At 68.5% G+C, this 17,171-nt stretch carries 18 protein-coding genes; 12 read left to right on the forward strand and 6 right to left on the reverse strand.

Going from position 1 to position 17,171, the window contains the following annotated elements; translation table 11 throughout:
- Positions 1 to 2 precede the first annotated feature (2 nt).
- From KPL78_RS05890 to KPL78_RS05920, 7 genes are all read left to right on the forward strand, one after another.
- Entirely contained in the window at positions 3 to 992 is a 990-nt protein-coding gene (locus KPL78_RS05890; protein WP_219761996.1) for an ABC transporter ATP-binding protein, read from the forward strand.
- The gene (locus tag KPL78_RS05895; protein ID WP_219761997.1) at positions 989 to 2,020 is read left to right on the forward strand and encodes an ABC transporter ATP-binding protein; all 1,032 of its coding nucleotides are present in this window, start codon (positions 989 to 991) and stop codon (positions 2,018 to 2,020) included. The genes KPL78_RS05890 and KPL78_RS05895 overlap by 4 nt, the downstream gene beginning before the upstream one ends.
- A gap of 34 nt (positions 2,021 to 2,054) precedes the next feature.
- Positions 2,055 to 2,291, forward strand: coding sequence for a hypothetical protein (locus KPL78_RS05900; protein WP_219761998.1), 237 nt, complete (start codon positions 2,055 to 2,057; stop codon positions 2,289 to 2,291).
- Between the two features lie 97 nt (positions 2,292 to 2,388).
- The gene (locus KPL78_RS05905) at positions 2,389 to 2,892 is read left to right on the forward strand and encodes a (2Fe-2S)-binding protein (RefSeq protein ID WP_219761999.1); all 504 of its coding nucleotides are present in this window, start codon (positions 2,389 to 2,391) and stop codon (positions 2,890 to 2,892) included.
- A gap of 102 nt (positions 2,893 to 2,994) precedes the next feature.
- A complete protein-coding gene (locus tag KPL78_RS05910) occupies positions 2,995 to 5,385 on the forward strand; it encodes a xanthine dehydrogenase family protein molybdopterin-binding subunit (RefSeq protein ID WP_219762000.1) in 2,391 nt (796 codons plus the stop codon).
- A gap of 86 nt (positions 5,386 to 5,471) precedes the next feature.
- On the forward strand, positions 5,472 to 6,263 hold the full coding sequence (locus tag KPL78_RS05915) for an FAD binding domain-containing protein (RefSeq protein ID WP_219762001.1): 792 nt from the start codon (positions 5,472 to 5,474) through the stop codon (positions 6,261 to 6,263).
- A gap of 265 nt (positions 6,264 to 6,528) precedes the next feature.
- Positions 6,529 to 7,065: a flavin reductase family protein gene (locus tag KPL78_RS05920; protein WP_219762002.1), complete on the forward strand. Its 537-nt coding sequence runs from the start codon at positions 6,529 to 6,531 to the stop codon at positions 7,063 to 7,065.
- A gap of 1 nt (position 7,066) precedes the next feature.
- Here the strand turns inward: KPL78_RS05920 and KPL78_RS05925 are convergent, their stop codons facing one another.
- The 3 genes from KPL78_RS05925 to KPL78_RS05935 all read right to left on the reverse strand — a co-directional run bounded on the left by KPL78_RS05925 (position 7,067) and on the right by KPL78_RS05935 (position 8,740).
- The gene (locus tag KPL78_RS05925; RefSeq protein ID WP_219762003.1) at positions 7,067 to 7,720 is read right to left on the reverse strand and encodes a LysE family translocator; all 654 of its coding nucleotides are present in this window, start codon (positions 7,718 to 7,720) and stop codon (positions 7,067 to 7,069) included.
- A gap of 192 nt (positions 7,721 to 7,912) precedes the next feature.
- On the reverse strand, positions 7,913 to 8,233 hold the full coding sequence (locus KPL78_RS05930; protein WP_219762004.1) for a hypothetical protein: 321 nt from the start codon (positions 8,231 to 8,233) through the stop codon (positions 7,913 to 7,915).
- Positions 8,234 to 8,353: 120 nt separating this feature from the next.
- Complete coding sequence (locus tag KPL78_RS05935; protein ID WP_219762005.1) at positions 8,354 to 8,740, reverse strand: DUF6636 domain-containing protein; 387 nt, start codon at positions 8,738 to 8,740, stop codon at positions 8,354 to 8,356.
- 30 nt (positions 8,741 to 8,770) lie between these two features.
- On the opposite strand from KPL78_RS05935, the gene KPL78_RS05940 reads away from it, so the two are divergent.
- The gene (locus KPL78_RS05940) at positions 8,771 to 9,964 is read left to right on the forward strand and encodes a phosphoglycerate kinase (protein WP_255568668.1); all 1,194 of its coding nucleotides are present in this window, start codon (positions 8,771 to 8,773) and stop codon (positions 9,962 to 9,964) included.
- Positions 9,965 to 10,127: 163 nt separating this feature from the next.
- Positions 10,128 to 10,334, forward strand: a complete 207-nt coding sequence (locus KPL78_RS05945) for a hypothetical protein (RefSeq protein ID WP_219762006.1) — start codon at positions 10,128 to 10,130, stop codon at positions 10,332 to 10,334.
- Between the two features lie 4 nt (positions 10,335 to 10,338).
- Here KPL78_RS05945 and KPL78_RS05950 read toward each other — a convergent pair whose 3' ends face one another.
- Entirely contained in the window at positions 10,339 to 10,971 is a 633-nt protein-coding gene (locus KPL78_RS05950; protein WP_219762007.1) for a uracil-DNA glycosylase, read from the reverse strand.
- Positions 10,968 to 11,621 (reverse strand): LabA-like NYN domain-containing protein, encoded by a 654-nt coding sequence (locus KPL78_RS05955; protein ID WP_255568669.1) that lies wholly within the window; start codon positions 11,619 to 11,621, stop codon positions 10,968 to 10,970. The genes KPL78_RS05950 and KPL78_RS05955 overlap by 4 nt, the downstream gene beginning before the upstream one ends.
- Before the next feature lie 72 nt (positions 11,622 to 11,693).
- Between KPL78_RS05955 and folK the strand changes: the two genes are divergently transcribed.
- The gene (gene folK / locus KPL78_RS05960; protein WP_219762008.1) at positions 11,694 to 12,203 is read left to right on the forward strand and encodes a 2-amino-4-hydroxy-6-hydroxymethyldihydropteridine diphosphokinase; all 510 of its coding nucleotides are present in this window, start codon (positions 11,694 to 11,696) and stop codon (positions 12,201 to 12,203) included.
- Positions 12,204 to 12,303: 100 nt separating this feature from the next.
- Here the strand turns inward: folK and KPL78_RS05965 are convergent, their stop codons facing one another.
- The gene (locus KPL78_RS05965; protein WP_219762009.1) at positions 12,304 to 13,956 is read right to left on the reverse strand and encodes an arylsulfatase; all 1,653 of its coding nucleotides are present in this window, start codon (positions 13,954 to 13,956) and stop codon (positions 12,304 to 12,306) included.
- Positions 13,957 to 14,401: 445 nt separating this feature from the next.
- Here KPL78_RS05965 and rpoZ point away from each other — a divergent pair, with 445 nt between their 5' ends.
- Positions 14,402 to 14,794 carry a DNA-directed RNA polymerase subunit omega gene (gene rpoZ, locus KPL78_RS05970; RefSeq protein WP_219762010.1) on the forward strand — a complete coding sequence of 131 codons (393 nt, stop codon included), beginning with the start codon at positions 14,402 to 14,404 and terminating at the stop codon, positions 14,792 to 14,794.
- A gap of 12 nt (positions 14,795 to 14,806) precedes the next feature.
- Positions 14,807 to 17,086, forward strand: coding sequence for a RelA/SpoT family protein (locus KPL78_RS05975; RefSeq protein ID WP_219762011.1), 2,280 nt, complete (start codon positions 14,807 to 14,809; stop codon positions 17,084 to 17,086).
- The last annotated feature ends 85 nt before the right edge of the window (positions 17,087 to 17,171 follow it).

The following is a 17,171-nucleotide window of genomic DNA, read 5'->3' on the forward strand; positions in this document are numbered from 1 at the left end:
ACATGGCCCTGCTCGAAGTCGAGAATCTTCAGACGCATTTCCGCACGCCCGACGGCATCAACCGCGCCGTCGACGGCATCTCCTTCCATGTCGAGGCCGGCGAGACGGTCGCGATCGTGGGCGAATCCGGTTGCGGCAAGTCCGTCACCTCCATGTCCATCCTGCGGCTCATCCCCGAGCCGCCGGGCAAGATCGCCGGGTCCATCCGCTTCAACGGGCGCGACCTGCTGAAGCTGTCGGACAAGGAGATGCGGGCCGTCCGCGGCAACGAGATCTCCATGATCTTCCAGGAGCCGATGACCTCGCTGAACCCGGTGCTGACCGTGGGCAAGCAGATCGGCGAGACGCTGCGCCTGCACCAGGGCATGTCCGCCTCCCAGGCCGAGGCCCGGGCGGTGGAAATGCTGAAGCTGGTCGGCATCCCCGCGCCCGAACGGCGGGTGAGGGAATATCCGCACCAGCTTTCGGGCGGTATGCGCCAGCGCGTGATGATCGCCATGGCGCTCGCCTGCAATCCGAAGCTGCTGATCGCGGACGAGCCCACCACCGCGCTCGACGTGACGATCCAGGCGCAGATCCTCGACCTGATGCGCGACCTGAAGCGCACCGTGGGCGCGGCGATCGTCATCATCACCCATGACCTCGGCGTGGTGGCCGAGGTCGCGGAGCGGGTGATCGTCATGTATGCCGGGCGCAAGGTCGAGGAGGCCTCGGTCGAGCGTCTCTTCAAGACCCCGCGCCATCCCTATACCCAGGGGCTGCTGGGCTCGATGCCGAAGCTCGGTTCCTCGCTCGACAGCGAGGAGACACGGCTGCAGGAGATCCCCGGCCTGGTGCCGAGCCTGAAGCGCAAGATCGAGGGCTGCGTCTTCGCCTCCCGCTGCGCCTATGCGACGGATCTCTGCCGCACGGTCGCCCCGGCGCTGGAGACCAAGGCCGAGGGCCACATCGCCGCCTGTCACTACGCCATCAAGGAAGCGGTCGCCGCATGAGCCACCCGGTCCTCGAGGTCAACGACCTCAAGAAGCACTTTCCGATCCGTGGTGGCTTCTTCGGCGGCACCACCGGCTACGTCTATGCCGTGGACGGCGTCTCCTTCTCGATCGAGAAGGGGGAGACGCTGTCGCTGGTGGGTGAATCCGGCTGCGGCAAGTCCACCGTCGGCAAGGCCATCCTGAAGCTGTTCGACATCACCTCCGGCCAGGTGGTGCTGGACGGGCAGCGCATCGACGACATGTCGCAGGCCACGCTGCGGCCGATCCGCCGGCGTTTGCAGGTGGTGTTCCAGGATCCGTTCTCCTCGCTGAACCCGCGCATGCGGGTGCGCGACATCCTTGCCGAGCCCATCCGCAATTTCGGCCTGGCGAAGAACGGGGCGGATCTCGATCGTCGGCTCGGAGAGCTGATGGACCGCGTGCGGCTGCCGCGCGATGCCATCAACCGCTTCCCGCATGAGTTCTCGGGCGGGCAGCGCCAGCGCATCTGCATCGCCCGCGCGCTGGCCGGCGAGCCGGACGTGATCATTTGCGACGAGGCGGTCTCGGCGCTGGACGTGTCGGTGAAGGCGCAGATCGTGAACCTGCTGCAGGATCTGCAGAAGGAGCTCGGCCTGGCGATGCTGTTCATCAGCCACGACCTCGCCATCGTCGAGCACATGACGCATCGCGTCGCGGTCATGTATCTCGGCAAGATCGTGGAGGTCGCGCCGAAGCGCTCGCTCTTCGCCGCGCCGAAGCATCCCTATACCGAGGCGCTGCTCTCGGCCGTACCGGTGCCCGAGCCGGGGGCCGCGCGTGAGCGCATCATCCTCCGGGGCGATGTGCCGTCGCCGATCAACCCGCCCAAGGGCTGCCGCTTCCACACGCGCTGTCCCTATGCCTTCGATCGGTGCAGCCAGGAAGAGCCGGAACTGCGGCCGACGGAGGAGGGACACTTCGCCGCATGTCACCTGCATGACAGGCCGGATGCGGAGAACCCGCTCGCCGGGGCGGTCGGTGCGGCCATCATCGCCCACCACTGATCCCGACGCGCCGCCACGGTCCACCCGTGGCGGCGTGGCGCGCCTGATACGCCTGCTGTTCTGGGCCCTGCAGGGGCTTGTCCTGCTCGGCATCGCCATGGTGGTGGTGGGCCTCGTCATCGAGGACGCCTCGCCCGGCGCCCCCATCCTGAAGGTGCTGGTCCTGCCGGTCGGCCTGCTGCCCGTGCTGGGGCCGGTATGGGTCGTGGCCACGCCCGTGCTACTGATTCTCATGCTGCTGACGCGAAGCCGCCGATCCGCCGGCGGCTGACGCTTGACGCGACATAGGCGCCAGCGCGAGGCTTGCGCCCCGGACGCCGGGCACCACATGCCCGGCCGGCAATCTTGATGACTCAAGGGAGACGCGCATGCCGCAGGTCACGCTGACCGTGAACGGCCAGACCCATACGGCGGAGGTGGAGGGCCGGACCCTCCTGGTGGAGCTCCTGCGGGAGACGTTGCGCCTCACCGGCACGCATGTCGGCTGCGATACCAGCCAGTGCGGCGCCTGCGTGGTGCATATGAACGGTGAGAGCGTGAAGTCCTGCACCACCCTCGCGGTGATGGCGGATGGCGCGAGCGTCACGACCATCGAGGGCCTCGCCAAGGCCGATGGCACGCTGCACCCGATGCAGGAAGCCTTCCGCGAATATCATGCGCTGCAGTGCGGCTTCTGCACGCCGGGGATGGTGATGTCCGCCATCGACCTGGTGGAGAAGCACCCCGAGGGGCTGAGCGAGCAGGAGATCCGCGAGGGCCTCGAAGGGAATCTCTGCCGCTGCACGGGCTACCACAACATCGTCAAGGCGATCGCCGCCGCGGCCGATGTGATGCACGGCAAGCGCAGCGAGATCGCGAGCGCGGCGGAGTAACGCCGCGCCCCGGGCGCGGTCGCGCGCCCCAATCCAAGCCATCGCCGGCCACGGGGGCCAACCCCGGGCCGAACAGACAAAACCCCGGGGAGGGGATCGGACATGAACGAGGTGGTACCGTTCGAGGGCATCGGCGCCAGCGTGCGCCGCAAGGAGGATTTCCGCTTCCTCCAGGGCCACGGCGCCTATACGGACGATTTCAACCGGCAAGGCCAGCTTCACGCGTGGATCCTGCGCAGCCCGCATGCGCATGCACGGATCAGGTCGGTCGACACCGCGGCCGCGGCGGGCATGCCCGGCGTCGTCGCGGTCTTCACCGGTGCGGACATGGTGAAGGACGCGCTGGGCGGGCTGCCCTGCGGCTGGCAGATCCACAACAAGGACGGCTCGCCCATGGCCGAGCCGCCGCATCCCGTCATCGCGCATGAGAAGGTGCGCCATGTCGGCGATCCGGTGGCCGTGGCCATCGCCGCGACGCGCCAGCAGGCACGCGACGCGGCCGAGGCCATCGTCGTCGAGTACGACGTGCTGCCGGCGGTGGCGACCATGGCGGCCGCGCTGAAGCCCGGTGCGCCCGCGGTGCATGACGATGTGCCGGGCAACCTCTGCTATGACTGGCATATCGGCGACAAGGCGGTACTGGATGCGGCCTTCGCCAAGGCCGCGAAGATCGTCTCCCTGGACCTGGTGAACAACCGGCTCATCCCGAATGCGATGGAGCCGCGGGCTGCGCTCGGCGAATACGATCGCACCACGGGCGACTACACGCTGCACACCACCAGCCAGAACCCGCATGTGATCCGGCTGCTGATGGGCGCGAATGTCCTGCACATCCCGGAATCGAAGCTGCGTGTCGTCGCCCCCGATGTCGGCGGCGGCTTCGGGTCCAAGATCTACCACTATGCCGAGGAAGCCATCGTCACCTGGTCGGCCGGCAAGCTCGGCCGGCCGGTGAAGTGGGTGGCCGACCGCACCGAATCCTTCATGTCGGATGCGCATGGGCGCGACCACGTCTCGAAGGCGGACCTCGCCCTGGACGCGAACGGGAAGATCCTCGGGCTGAAGGTGCATACCTACGCGAATATGGGCGCCTATCTGTCCACCTTCGCGCCCTGCGTGCCGACCTATCTCTACGCCACGCTGCTCGCCGGCACCTACACCACGCCGGTGATCTATTGCGAGGTGAAGGCCGTCTTCACCAACACCGTGCCGGTCGATGCCTATCGCGGGGCAGGGCGGCCGGAGGCGACCTTCCTGCTGGAACGGCTGATGGATGTCGCGGCGAAGGAGACGGGCATCGACCGCGTCGAACTGCGCCGGCGCAACTTCATCCCCAATGATGCCTTCCCCTATCAGACGCCCGTGGCGCTGCAGTACGATTCCGGCAACTACACCGCGACGCTCGACCAGGCGCTGGCGGTCGCCGATTGGGCCGGGTTCGAAGCCCGCCGCGCGGAAGCGGCGAAGCGTGGCAAGCTGCGCGGCATTGGCTGCTCCACCTACCTCGAAGCCTGCGGCATCGCGCCATCGGCGGTGGTCGGGTCACTCGGTGCGCGGGCCGGCCTTTATGAGGTCGGCACCATCCGCGTGCATCCCACGGGCAGCGTCACCGTGCTGACCGGCGCGCACAGCCACGGGCAGGGGCATGAGACAACCTTCGCCCAGCTCGTTGCCGACAAGCTCGGCGTGCCGACGGCGCAGGTCGACATCGTCCATGGCGACACGGCCAAGGTGCCCTTCGGCATGGGCACCTATGGTTCCCGGTCGTTGGCGGTCGGCGGGTCCGCGATGATGAAGGCGATGGACAAGATCATCGCCAAGGGCAAGCGCATCGCCGCCCATCTGATGGAAGCCGATGTCGACGACATCGAGTTCGAGCGCGGCACCTTCCGCGTCGCCGGCACCGACAAGACCAAGGCGCTGGTGGACATCTCGGTCGCGGCCTATGTGCCGCACAACTACCCGATCGAGGAGCTCGAGCCGGGCCTGGAGGAAACCGCCTTCTACGACCCCAAGAACTTCACCTATCCCGGCGGCTGCCATATCGCCGAGGTCGAGATCGACCCGGAGACAGGCAAGGTGTCGATGGTGAACTTCACCGCGGTCGACGATGTGGGGCGCGTCATCAACCCGATGATCGTGGAAGGCCAGGTGCAGGGCGGCATCGCGCAGGGCATCGGCCAGGCGCTGCTTGAAACCTGCGTGTATGACGCGGACGGGCAGCTCCTGTCCGGGTCGATGATGGACTACACCATGCCGCGCGCGGATGACCTCGCGCCGGTCTCGGTCGCGACGCACACCACGCTCTGCACCCACAATCCGCTGGGGGTGAAGGGCTGCGGGGAGGTGGGGGCGATCGGCTCACCGCCCGCCGTCATCAATGCCGTGGTGGATGCGCTGCGCGACTTCAACGTGAGGACCCTGGACATGCCGGCAACGCCGGCCAAGATCTGGGGCATCATCAATGGCGGCCGCGCCATGGCGGCGGAGTAGGGAACCCGCGGGCCGTCCGATCGCCGTAGCGCCAAGTTGGCGCGGAGGCGTGAATCGGCCGGCCTGCGACGAAGGAGCAGAACGAGATGTATGATTTCGCGTATCACAAGCCCTCCACCGTCGCGGACGCCGTGAAGCTGCTGGCCGATCCCGATGCCAAGGCGGTCTCGGGCGGGCACACGCTGATCCCGGCGCTGAAGCACCGTCTGAACAAGCCGTCGGCGCTGGTGGACCTGTCCGGTATCGCCGAGATGAAGGGCATCCGGAAGGTCGGCAACAGCATCGTCATCGGCGCCCTGACGCGCCATGCTGAGGTGGCCGGCAGCGCCGAGGTGAAGGCGGCGATTCCCGCGCTCGCCTACCTCGCCAGCCATATCGGCGACAACCAGGTGCGCAACCGCGGCACGATGGGCGGGTCGGTGTCCAACAACGACCCGGCGGCCGACTATCCGGCCGCCGTGCTCGGCCTCGGGGCGACGATCGTCACCTCCAAGCGGAAGATCCCGGCGGACGAGTTCTTCCTGGGCATGTTCACCACCGCGCTGGAGCAGGACGAGATCCTGACCGCGATCGAGTTCCCGATCCCGGAGAAGGCCGGCTACGCCAAGATGAAGAACCCGGCGAGCCGCTACGTCATGGCCGGCGTCTTTGTCTGCAAGACCGGCGGCGCCGTGCGCGTGGCGGTGAACGGCGCCGGCCCCTGCGTGTTCCGGCAGGCGGAAATGGAAGCGGCGCTGGCCGCCAACTGGTCGCCTGATGCCGTGGCCGGCATCAAGCAGGACCCGGATGGGCTGAACGGGGACATCCATGGCAGCGCCGAGTACCGGGCGCATCTCGTGACGGTGATGGCCAAGCGGGCGGTTGTTGCCGCCGGCTGAGGCTGGGTAAGACCGGAGGGGCGCCGCCCCTCCGGACATCCCCGCCAGGGGCTTGGAGCCCCTGGACCGAAGGCTGTCGGCGTTGGGCAGGACGGCCGCACGTCCCCATCAAGCGCGCCGGATGCGCCAGCGCGGGTTTCGGCACCATTCCGGCAGCGGTGCCCGGCCCAGGCATCGGCTTCCAAAGGCCCTGTGGCCTCTGGTTGGGTGGCTTGGAGGGGCAAAGCTCCTCCAATTTCTTCCCCAACCATGCTCTGCTGCGCCCATGCCGATCCGCAGCCTGCCCCTCGACCGTGCCTACCAGCTCATCGAGCCCGGCCCAGTGGTCCTGCTCGTTACCAGTCGCGACGGTGTGCCGAACGTCATGACCATGTCCTGGCACATGATGATGGAGTTCACCCCGCCGCAGATCGCCTGCATCGTCAGCAACGGGAACCATTCCTTCGCCGCGCTGAAGCGGACGAAGGAATGCGTCATCGCCATCCCGCCGGCGCGCTTCGCGAAGAAGGTCGTCGCGATCGGCAATTGCTCCGGTGCCGATACCGACAAGTTCGCGCGCTTCAAGCTGGCGACTCAGCCGGCGAAGAAGGTCGCGCCGCCGCTGCTGCTGGACTGTTTTGCGAACCTCGAATGCCGCGTGATCGATACGCGGATGGTCAGCGCCTATTGCCTCTTCGTGCTGGAGGTCGTGCAGGCCTGGATCGACCCGGAGCGGGAGCATGCGAAAACCATCCACCACCAGGGCTGGGGCAAGTTCGCGGTGGATGGGCGCACCATCACCCTGCCTTCGGACAAGGCGTAGATCAGGAAGCTGCCCGGACCGCGATCTCTCGGCGGACTTCCTCTGCGAGGCGCAGCCCGAGCGCCACCATTACCCCGCCGGCGATGAGGTCGAGCCAGCGCGCGACGCGGAGATAGGACCGCTTCGCCACCTCGGTGGACAGCAGCATCGCGACGGCGCCGTACCACAGCGTGGACTGCACCGCGATGACCGCGACGATGGCGCCATAGAGCCAGCCCGGCGCGTGGGGTGGCACGGCGACGAGGAAGGCGCTGGTCCAGAACACCGCGGATTTCGGGTTGCTCAGCGTGGTCAGCAGACCGGCCATGAAGGGGCTGCGGCCGGCCAGGGCGGGGCGCGCGGCCGGACCGCTTTCCGGCGGCGCCTGCATCCCCGCGCGCAGCATCTTGGCGCCGACATAGACCAGGTAGGCGGCGCCGATCAGGCGCAGCGCGGCATAGAGCTCGCCGGCCTGTAGCAGCAGCGTGCCGACGCCGAACAGGCTCAGCACGACCCAGACCAGGGAGGCGATCACGATCCCGGCCGTGGCGCGCAGGCCGGCACCGCGCGAGGTGGTGGCGGACAGCCAGGTCACGACCACCGTGTTGGGTCCCGGCAGCATGGCCATCAGGATATGCATGCCGGCGAGGGTGAGAAGGCTGGGCAGATAGTCCACGGGCGCGGTCTCCGTTGCGATGGCCGGAGACAGGCAAGAGCCGTGCCGCGCACGACGGGGACTTCGCTCCCCCTTGCTGCAATCAGATCGGTTGCCCGCCTTGTCGGGCGGCGCGTTTCTTCATGACTGGACCGATGGCGCCGCCAATCCCAGGCCGGGGGAAGGAACGCGCGCGTTCCGGATTGGGGCCTCTCAGTTCCAACAGGTCGAGGCGGCCACGGGGTCGAGGCTTCGATAAAGCCCCTGCGTCGTCTCGCTGCGAACGCAGCGTTCCGAGGAGGGCTGCCACCAATAGGCGGTCAGCCCGCGCAGCCTGGCGAGGACGAAGCCGCGCTGTCGGAACGCTCCTTCCCCCGCCGAGGCCCTGCCGCCGATCAGATCCTGAAGATCCGGCGGCGCGGCGGCGGCCGCGGCCGGCGCGATCGCCGGGCGGCCGGCGGCGAACGTCATCCAGCCCGCGAGGCCAAGCGTAAGGGTGAGGGCGACGAAGCCCAGGGTTCGGCCATGCGTCATGCGGGTTTCCTGGCTGCGGCGGGGTACTGCCTCGTGAACGCCATTATCCCGCCTCGGTTGCCGCAACGAGGCAGGATCTCGTTCGGCGCAGGACTGACGGCCGGTATGGGCCGACCCTGTTCAGAACAGGGTGAGCCGCGCCCGAGCCATCTCGAAGCCCCGCCCCTCGGCGTTCACGCAGCGCAGCCCCGCCTGGGTGGCGGTGCAGGACAGGCCGCTGCCCTGCCAGGCGCGGCCATAGCCGAGCACCGGCGATTTCGGGTCCTGGACCGTGTCGCCATGGCAGACCATCCGTGCCGGCCCGCGCGGGCCAAGCTCGACCGAATCGCCATAGTCGAGGTCGCAATCGCGCGGACGCGGAGGGCGGCGGTAGGAGAAAGCCACGACGTCGCAGCGCAGCGTGCCCTCGAAGGCCATGCAGTGGATGTTGCCCGAGGGCAACTGGAACGCCTCCTGCGCCGATGCTAGGACCGGCAGGACCACCCAGACCGCGACCCAGCGGATCATCTGACACCCCTTGCCAGGATCATTGACGCGATGACGTATCGAACCATCGACGCGCTGGACGCCAAGGGCAAGCGCGTGCTGCTGCGCGCCGACCTGAACGTGCCGATGAAGGACGGGCGGATCACCGACCGCACGCGCATCGAGCGGCTCTGCCCCACCATCGCCGAACTGGCCAATGCCGGCGCGCGCGTCGTGATCTGCAGCCATTTCGACCGGCCGAAGGGCAAGCGCGTACCGGAAATGTCGCTGAAGCCGCTGGCCGAGGCGCTGTCCGAGGCGCTGAAGCGCCCGGTCGCTTTCGCCGATGACTGCATCGGGCCCGAGGCCGAGGCGGCGGTGGCGAAGCTGCAGGATGGCGAGATCCTGCTGCTGGAGAACACCCGCTTCCACGCCGGCGAGGAGAAGAACGACCCGGCCATGGCCGCGGGCCTGGCGAAGCTCGCCGACGCCTATGTGAACGATGCCTTCTCGGCGGCGCATCGCGCGCATGCCTCGACCGAGGGTGTCGCGCATCTGCTGCCCTCCTATGCGGGGCGGCTGATGGAGGCGGAGCTGAAGGCCCTCGACGCGGCGCTCGGCAGCCCGGCGCGGCCGGTCGTGGCCATTGTCGGCGGGGCGAAGGTGTCCACCAAGCTGGACCTGCTCGGGAACCTGTCGAAGAAGGTCGATGTGCTGGTGATCGGTGGCGCGATGGCGAACACCTTCCTCGCCGCGCAGGGCCTGAACCTCGGCAAATCGCTGCAGGAAGCCGAGATGCACGACACGGCGCGCGCCATCCTCGCCGAGGCGAAGGCCGGCGGCTGCGAGATCCTGCTGCCGGTCGACCTGGTGGTCGCCGAGAAGTTCGAGGCCAACGCGCCGAGCCGTACCGTGGCGGCCGATGCGGTGCCGGAGGGGTCGATGGCCCTCGATGTCGGGCCGAAATCGGTGGATGCGATCGAGGCGCGGCTGCGCACCGCCTCGACCCTGGTGTGGAACGGCCCGCTCGGCGCCTTCGAGATCCCGCCCTTCGACGTGGCGACCGTCGCGGTGGCCGAGATCGTGGCGGCGCTGACGACCTCGGGGGCGCTGAAGTCGATCGGCGGCGGGGGCGACACGGTCGCGGCGCTCCGCCATGCCGAGGTGGCGGATCGGATGACCTATGTCTCGACCGCGGGCGGCGCCTTCCTGGAATGGCTGGAAGGCAAGACCCTGCCGGGCGTGGCCGCGCTGTCGCCGGCGTAGGGTTGGGGGGCGGGCGTTCTGCCCGCCTTGCAGCCACTGGTTGCTGGAAGGTTAATGGGAATGCGGCGCAGGCTGCGGCATGCGCATCGCCCCCGTTCGGCGGATCAGCCGGATTCCGTTCCGGTTAAGCCATTCTTCACGGCTCGGCTGGACAATGCTGTCCATGCTGAGCCTGAACTCCCTCTCCGCCTTCACGCAGGAGGTCACGCGCAATTCGGGGATCACCCCGGCGCGCGGGACGGACCGGACGGATGCCGCGCGCAGCACGGCAGCCACCACGCAGCGCGTGCTGCAATCCGCGCCGACAGGCAATCCGCCGCCGGGCGGGGCCAACCTGCCGCGCGGGTCGCTGCTCGACCTGAGGGTCTGACCGTTCAGGCCAGGCGGGCGAGCAGCGCTTCCACGGCCGTCTCGAACATCTCCGTCGTCAGCCGCCGCGTCGAGGTGTTGTAGCGGCTGACGTGGTAGGAATCCGCCAGCAGCAGCCCATCGGGCAGGGCGTTGATGGCGCCGTGCCTGAACGCAACGCGCGACGCCGGAAGGCCTTTCGCCCGCAGCAGGGCATTGTGCGCCACCGTGCCCAGTGCCAGCACCGCGCGCAGTTTCGGCATGCCGGCGAGTTCCGCCTTCACGTAGTCGTTGCACGTGCGGATCTCGGCGGGGGTGGGCAGATTCTCGGGCGGGACACAGCGCACCGCATTGGCGATGCGGCAGCCGGTCAGTTCCATCCCGTCCTTCGGGTCTTCGCGATAGTCACCTTGGGCCAGGCCGTATTTCAGCAGCGTTGCGTAGAGCAGCTTGCCGGCGAAGTCGCCGGTGAAGGGCCGCCCGGTGCGGTTCGCCCCGCGCACGCCGGGTGCGAGGCCGAGCACCAGCAGCGGCGCATCCACCGGCCCCCAGGACGGCACCGGTCCGTTATGCCAGCCGGGATTCGCCGCGCGATTGGCGGTGCGGTAGGCGACGAGGCGCGGGCAGAGAGGACAGTCGCGATCGGGTCCCGCGATCACGCCTCGGGCTCCGGCACCTCGACATCGCCATAGGGGTCGGCCGGGGTGGCGCGGCCGGGACGTGGCGCCGGTGCCGTCGTCGCGGCCGCCGGCGTGCTGCCGGGGCGCTGGCGCCGGGCGATGTCGGGGCCGAGATCGGCCAGCTCCAGGAAATTGTCGGCCTGGCGCCGCAGTTCATCGGCGATCATCGGCGGCTGGGCGCGGGTCGAGGAGACCACCGTGACCCGCACCCCCATGCGCTGCACCGCCTCGACCAGCCGGCGGAAATCTCCATCGCCGGAGAACAGCACGACATGGTCGAGCTGCGGGGCCAGTTCGAGCATGTCGACTGCGAGCTCGACATCCATGTTGCCCTTGAGTCGCGGGCGGCCGGACGGATCGGTCTGCTGCTTGGCCGGCTTGGTCACCACTTGCCAGCCATTATAGGCGAGCCAATCGGTCAGGGGGCGCAGCGGGGAGTAATCCTCCGTCTCGACCAGGGCGGTGTAGTAGAAGGCGCGGACGAGGTAGGTGCCGCCGCGAAAATAGTCGAGCATCCGGGCGAAATCGATCTCGAAGCCCAGGGCGCGTGTCGTGTGGTAGAGGTTCGCCCCATCCACGAAGAGCCCGATCCGTTCCGCAGTGCCTGACCGCCGCATGCTACCCGCCATTCCGTTATGCTCCGCCGCCACGTCCCGACCCGCACGGTGGCGGCCCCGCTACACTGATTGCATGGGTCTGTCATGAGCGACGTCACCGCGGTCGTCGCCATCGGGGCAAATCTGCCGCAGGCGGACGGCACCCCCGCGATAGAGACCTGCCGCTGGGCCGTGGAACAGTTGCGCCGCATCCCCGGGATGCGGGTGGCGGCGGTGTCGTCGTGGTGGGAGTCCGCGCCCATTCCACCCGATCCGCGATCTCCGCCTTATGTGAACGGCGCGGCGCTGCTGGAAGGCGCGCTGGGTCCGGAAGCCCTGCTGGCGGCGCTGCATGCGATCGAGGACCGGGCAGGGCGGGTGCGGCCCTATGTCAACGCGCCGCGGGTGCTGGACCTGGATCTGATTGACCTCGGCGGGGTCGTGCGGGACGGGCCGGCGCCGATCCTGCCGCATCCGCGGGCGGCCGGGCGGGCCTTCGTGCTGATGCCGCTGGCGGAGGTGGCGCCAGGGTGGGTGCATCCGGTTCTCGGGAAAAGCGTGGAGACGCTGATCGCCGACCTTCCCGCACAGCAGATCGCCCGCCTGGCATCATGAGGCCTGACGGGGTGCAATCCGCTTAGGCTCCTGCGCCCGCGGACCCGCGGGCGCAGGGGTGGCCGTGGCCCACGCCTGGGCGCCGGCCGCACGTGCGAGGCTAACCGCCACCCATGCTGTTCGTTGACTGCATGACGTCGTCCACACTGAAGGAGGACGGCCGTTGCCGTGGCGGAAATTCCCGGAATGTCGCGGCCATGCGGCCGACGAATTGCTGCATCGGCACCACGATGATCTGGCCGATATCCTCCATCCAGGTCCAGTAGTTGTTGGAATCGGTATCGGCCCGCTCGAAGGGATCCATGCGCAGGTCGAATATCTTCGGGACCCGCAGCCGGACGAAGGGTTCGACCCAGACTGCCAACTGACGCGCGCGCTGTTCCATGAACACGGCCTTCCAGCGATCGTAGCGGGCAGCCACGAGTTGGCCGTCGTCGTTCCAGTAGAAGAATTCGCGTCGCGGCCAGTCGCCCTCTCCGCCGGTCAGCTTCGGCAGCAGGTTGTAGCCGTCGAGGTGAACACGGAAGGTCCGCCCATCCGCCTGATAGCCCTGCAGCATCTTCTCCTTGATGTCCGGCACGCCGGCCGCGGCCATGATCGTGGGCACCATGTCGTTGTGGGCGGAGATGTCGTTCAGCGTCACGCCGGCGGGGATGCGGCCCGGCCAGCGGATCGCGAAGGGCACCCGATAGGCGCCTTCCCAGTTCGTGTTCTTCTCGCTGCGGAAGGGCGTGACGCCGCCATCCGGCCACATGTTGTAGTGCGGCCCGTTGTCGGTCGTGTAGACGACGATGGTGTCGTTCGCGATGCCGAGGTCATCGAGCTTGCGCAGCAGCATGCCGACATCGTTGTCGTGCTGCAGCATGCCGTCGGCGTAGAAGTTCAGCCCCGATCGGCCCGCCCAGGGCTCGCCCACATGAGTGCGGTAGTGCATGCGGGAGGAGTTGAACCAGCACAGGAATGGCTTTCCCGCCCGGTGCTGCCGGTCCATGAAATCCAGGGCCGCATCGCGGAATTCGCTGTCGACGTTCTTCTGGCGCTCAGCGGTGAGGGGGCCGGTGTCCTCGATGGTCTGCTTGCCGACGCGGCCGAAGCGCGGATCCTCGGTGGGGTCGTCCCGGTCGGTGGCACGGCTGCGCAGCACGCCACGTGGCCCGAACTGCTCGCGGAATTGCGGGTTGCGGGGATAGTAGGGGCTCTCGGGCGTGTCCTCGGCATTGAGGTGATAGAGGTTGCCGAAGAACTCATCGAAGCCATGCACGGTCGGCAGGAACTCGTTGCGGTCGCCCAGGTGGTTCTTGCCGAACTGCCCGGTCGCATAGCCCAGGGGCTTCAGCATCTGCGCGAGCGTCGGATCCTCGGGCCGCAGACCCAGATCGGCGCCGGGCAGCCCCACCTTGGTCAGGCCCGTGCGCACCGGCATCTGGCCGGTGATGAAGGCGGCGCGGCCGGCCGTGCAGGATTGCTCCGCATAGTGGTCCGTCATCCGGACGCCTTCGGCGAAGACGCGGTCGATGCCGGGCGTGCGGAAGCCCATCATGCCGCCGCTGTTGTAGCTGATGTTCCAGTAGCCGATGTCGTCGCCCATGATCAGCAGGAAGTTCGGTGCGCGACGGGCGCCGGCGGGCCGTGCCGGGGAGGTCGCCTGCGGCGCCGGCGCCTGGGCCAGCACGATGCCGGAGGGAACGGTTCCCGCAGCGAGCCCCGCGGCGCCGGAGAGCAGCATGCCGCGGCGTGATGTATCGTTCTTCATGTTTTGGCCATCCTCCCAAACGGCTCCGTTGCGGAAGCGTCTGCGCACTCCGGAGCATCTTGCGAGGCGCCGCAGAACGGTGCCGGTGGGCCGACTAAAGAACATGCGGGCGCGCGGCGTCCAGGCCTATGGCGTCGCGAGCCCCGGGCCGGCCGGAACAGGCCACGCCGCGGTTCCGGATCCGGGCGCGTCGATTGGGAGGGCAGCCGGTTGCCGGGCGCTGTCAGATCCGTCGCCGGGCGGACGGGCGCCGGGCCTTAGGAGGCTGGCAGCAGGCCATGGAACCCGGGGGACCACCGGCATGGCGTCCTGGCCGCCGCAGCGTCCGAGCGGCCAGCCTTTCCCCTTGCCGCGGCATCCCCTCATGGCTATGTGGAGTGTTCACCGGCTTTTCCGGGCGCCCGGAATCCCCTTTCCGCGCGCCCCTATCGTGTTTGGAGCCTCCATGGCGCGCGTTACCGTTGAAGACTGCATCGAGAAGGTCCCCAACCGCTTCGAGCTGGTCCTGCTCGCCGCCCAGCGCGCGCGCAACATCAGCCGTGGCGAGGCGATCGAGGTCGAGCGCGACAACGACAAGAACCCCGTCGTCGCCCTGCGCGAGATCGCCGAGGAGAAGGTCGAGCTGGGTGCGCTCGAAGGCGACCTGATCAAGTCGCTGTCCCGCGCGCCGGAGCCCGAGCCAGCCGAGGAGGAGGTGATGGACATCATCGCCACCGACGAGAACATCTTCGGCATCATGGAAGTGCAGGAGGAACCCCTGCCCGAGGCTGCCACCGACGACATGTCGCCCGACGACATCGAGGCGGCGATCGCCGCGGAACTGGGCGGGAAGCGCTAAGGCCTCATGCCCATGGGCCAGGGCGCCGGCGGCACCCGACGAAACGGCCCGGCGCAGGCTCCCGAGGGCCTGCGCACCCAGGAGGCGACCAACCCCGGCGCGGAGCTCGCGGCCAAGGTCGCGGCCTATGATCCGCGCGCCGACCGCGCGCTGATCGAAGCCGCCTATGCGCTGGCGGCCGAAGCGCATGCGCCGCAGCGGCGCGAGGACGGCCAGCCCTATATCGTCCATCCGCTGGCGGTGGCTGACATCCTGGCCGGCTACCGGCTGGATGCGGCGACGGTCGCGACCGCGCTGCTGCATGACACGGTCGAGGATACCGGCGTCACGCTGCCGGAGCTCGAGAAACGCTTCGGCAAGGACATCGCGCGGCTGGTCGACGGCGTCACCAAGCTGACGCGCCTCGAACTGCAATCCGAACGCACCAAGCAGGCGGAGAATTTCCGCAAGCTGGTCCTCGCCATGAGCGAGGATATCCGCGTCCTCATCGTCAAGCTCGCCGATCGGCTGCACAATCTGCGCACGCTGGGGTCGAAGGCGAAGCCGGAGAGCCGCCAGCGCACGGCGCGTGAGACGCTCGAGATCTACGCCCCGCTCGCCGAACGTATCGGCATGGACGCGCTCAAGACCGAGATCGAGACGCTCGCCTTCCGCGAGATGAATGCCGATGCCTGGCAGACCATCGCCGCGCGCCTGACCTATCTGCGCGGGCAGGGAGCCGACCTGATCGAGGAGATCGAGCAGGACCTCCGCCGCGTGCTGCGCGAGAACGGCGTCGAGAACCCCGAGGTGCAGGGCCGCGAGAAGGCACCCTATTCCATCTGGCTCAAGATGCAGCGCAAGAACGTGGCGTTCGAGCAGCTCTCGGACATCATGGCCTTCCGCGTCATCGTGAAGGACAAGCACGATTGCTACGCGGCGCTGGGGGCGATCCATTCCGCCTATCGCGTCGTGCCGGGGCGGTTCAAGGACTGGATCTCCACGCCCAAGACAAATGGCTACCAGTCGCTGCACACCGGCGTGACGGTGCCGGAGCGGCGCAACGCCAAGATCGAGGTGCAGATCCGCACGAGGGAGATGCACGAGGTCGCGGAGTTCGGCGTCGCCGCGCACTGGATCTACAAGCAGGGCGAGGGGCCGGCGCCGACGCGCAAGCGCTACCCCTGGGTGCGCGACCTGCTCGAGATCCTGGAATCCGCGGCCGAGCCGCAGGAATTCCTCGAACACACCAAGCTCGAACTGCATCGCGACCAGGTCTTCTGCTTCACGCCCAAGGGCGACCTGATCGAATTGCCGCGCGGCGCGACACCCGTGGACTTCGCCTACCAGGTGCATTCCCAGGTCGGCGACAACACGGTGGGCGCGAAGGTCAACGGCAAGATCGTGCCGCTGCGCCATCCGCTGGAGAACGGCGACCAGGTCGAGATCATCACGGCCCGCGGCGGCACGCCGAACCCCGCCTGGGAACGCTTCGTCGTCACCGGCAAGGCGCGCGCGCGCATCCGCCGCTTCGTGCATGCCCGCCTGCGCGCGACGCAGAAGGAGGAAGGCCGCGCGGCCATCGCCAAGATCTTCCGCGCCGCCGGCCTCGACTTCTCCGAGCGCATCGTGGAGCCCGCGGTCAAGGCGCTGAAGCAGCCGGATTTCGAGACGCTGTGCATCGCAGTAGCGTCAGGCAACCTCTCGGCGCGCGACGTGCTGCATGCGGCGGTGCCGGAATTGCGCGCGCCGGCGCGGTCCACCGATCAGATGCAGGTGACGCGGCCGCGCGGGCGGCTCGGCGCGGGGCAGTTGCTGACCCAGGGCAAGGTCGAACGCGCGCCCACCGTGCGGCGTGATTCCGCCATGGGCATCACCGGCCTTGTCGCCGGCATGGCGGTGCATTTCGCGGGATGCTGCCATCCGCTGCCAGGCGATCGGATCGTCGGCATCGTCACGACCGGACGCGGCGTGACGGTCCATCGCAACGATTGCCACAGCCTTGAAGCCTTCTCCGCGACGCCGGAGCGTTTCATCGACGTGGGCTGGGAATATGACGGCGGGGCGCGCGGGGCGCATGTCGGGCGGATCGAATTGACGGCCGAGAACAACTCGAATGCGCTGGCGGGCCTCACCACGGCGATCGCCAAGCAGGAAGGGGCGGTGACGAATCTGCGCATTGTCAACCGCGCGGGGGATTGGTGCGAGGTGCTGGTGGATGTCGAAGTGCGCGATACGGCGCACCTGGCCGCCATCCTCGCCTCGCTGCGCGCGTGCCCGGGGGTGACACAGGTGGAACGGGCGGTCGGATGACAAAGGCGATAGAAATGGGGGAGAGAACTCCCGCATGCCCCCTCCGTTTTTTGACTGTCAGCAGGGCAGTCTCGACGCCGCGCGG

The organism is Roseomonas alba, from assembly GCF_019430885.1.
GTDB classification, from domain to species: Bacteria; Pseudomonadota; Alphaproteobacteria; order Acetobacterales; family Acetobacteraceae; genus Neoroseomonas; species Neoroseomonas alba.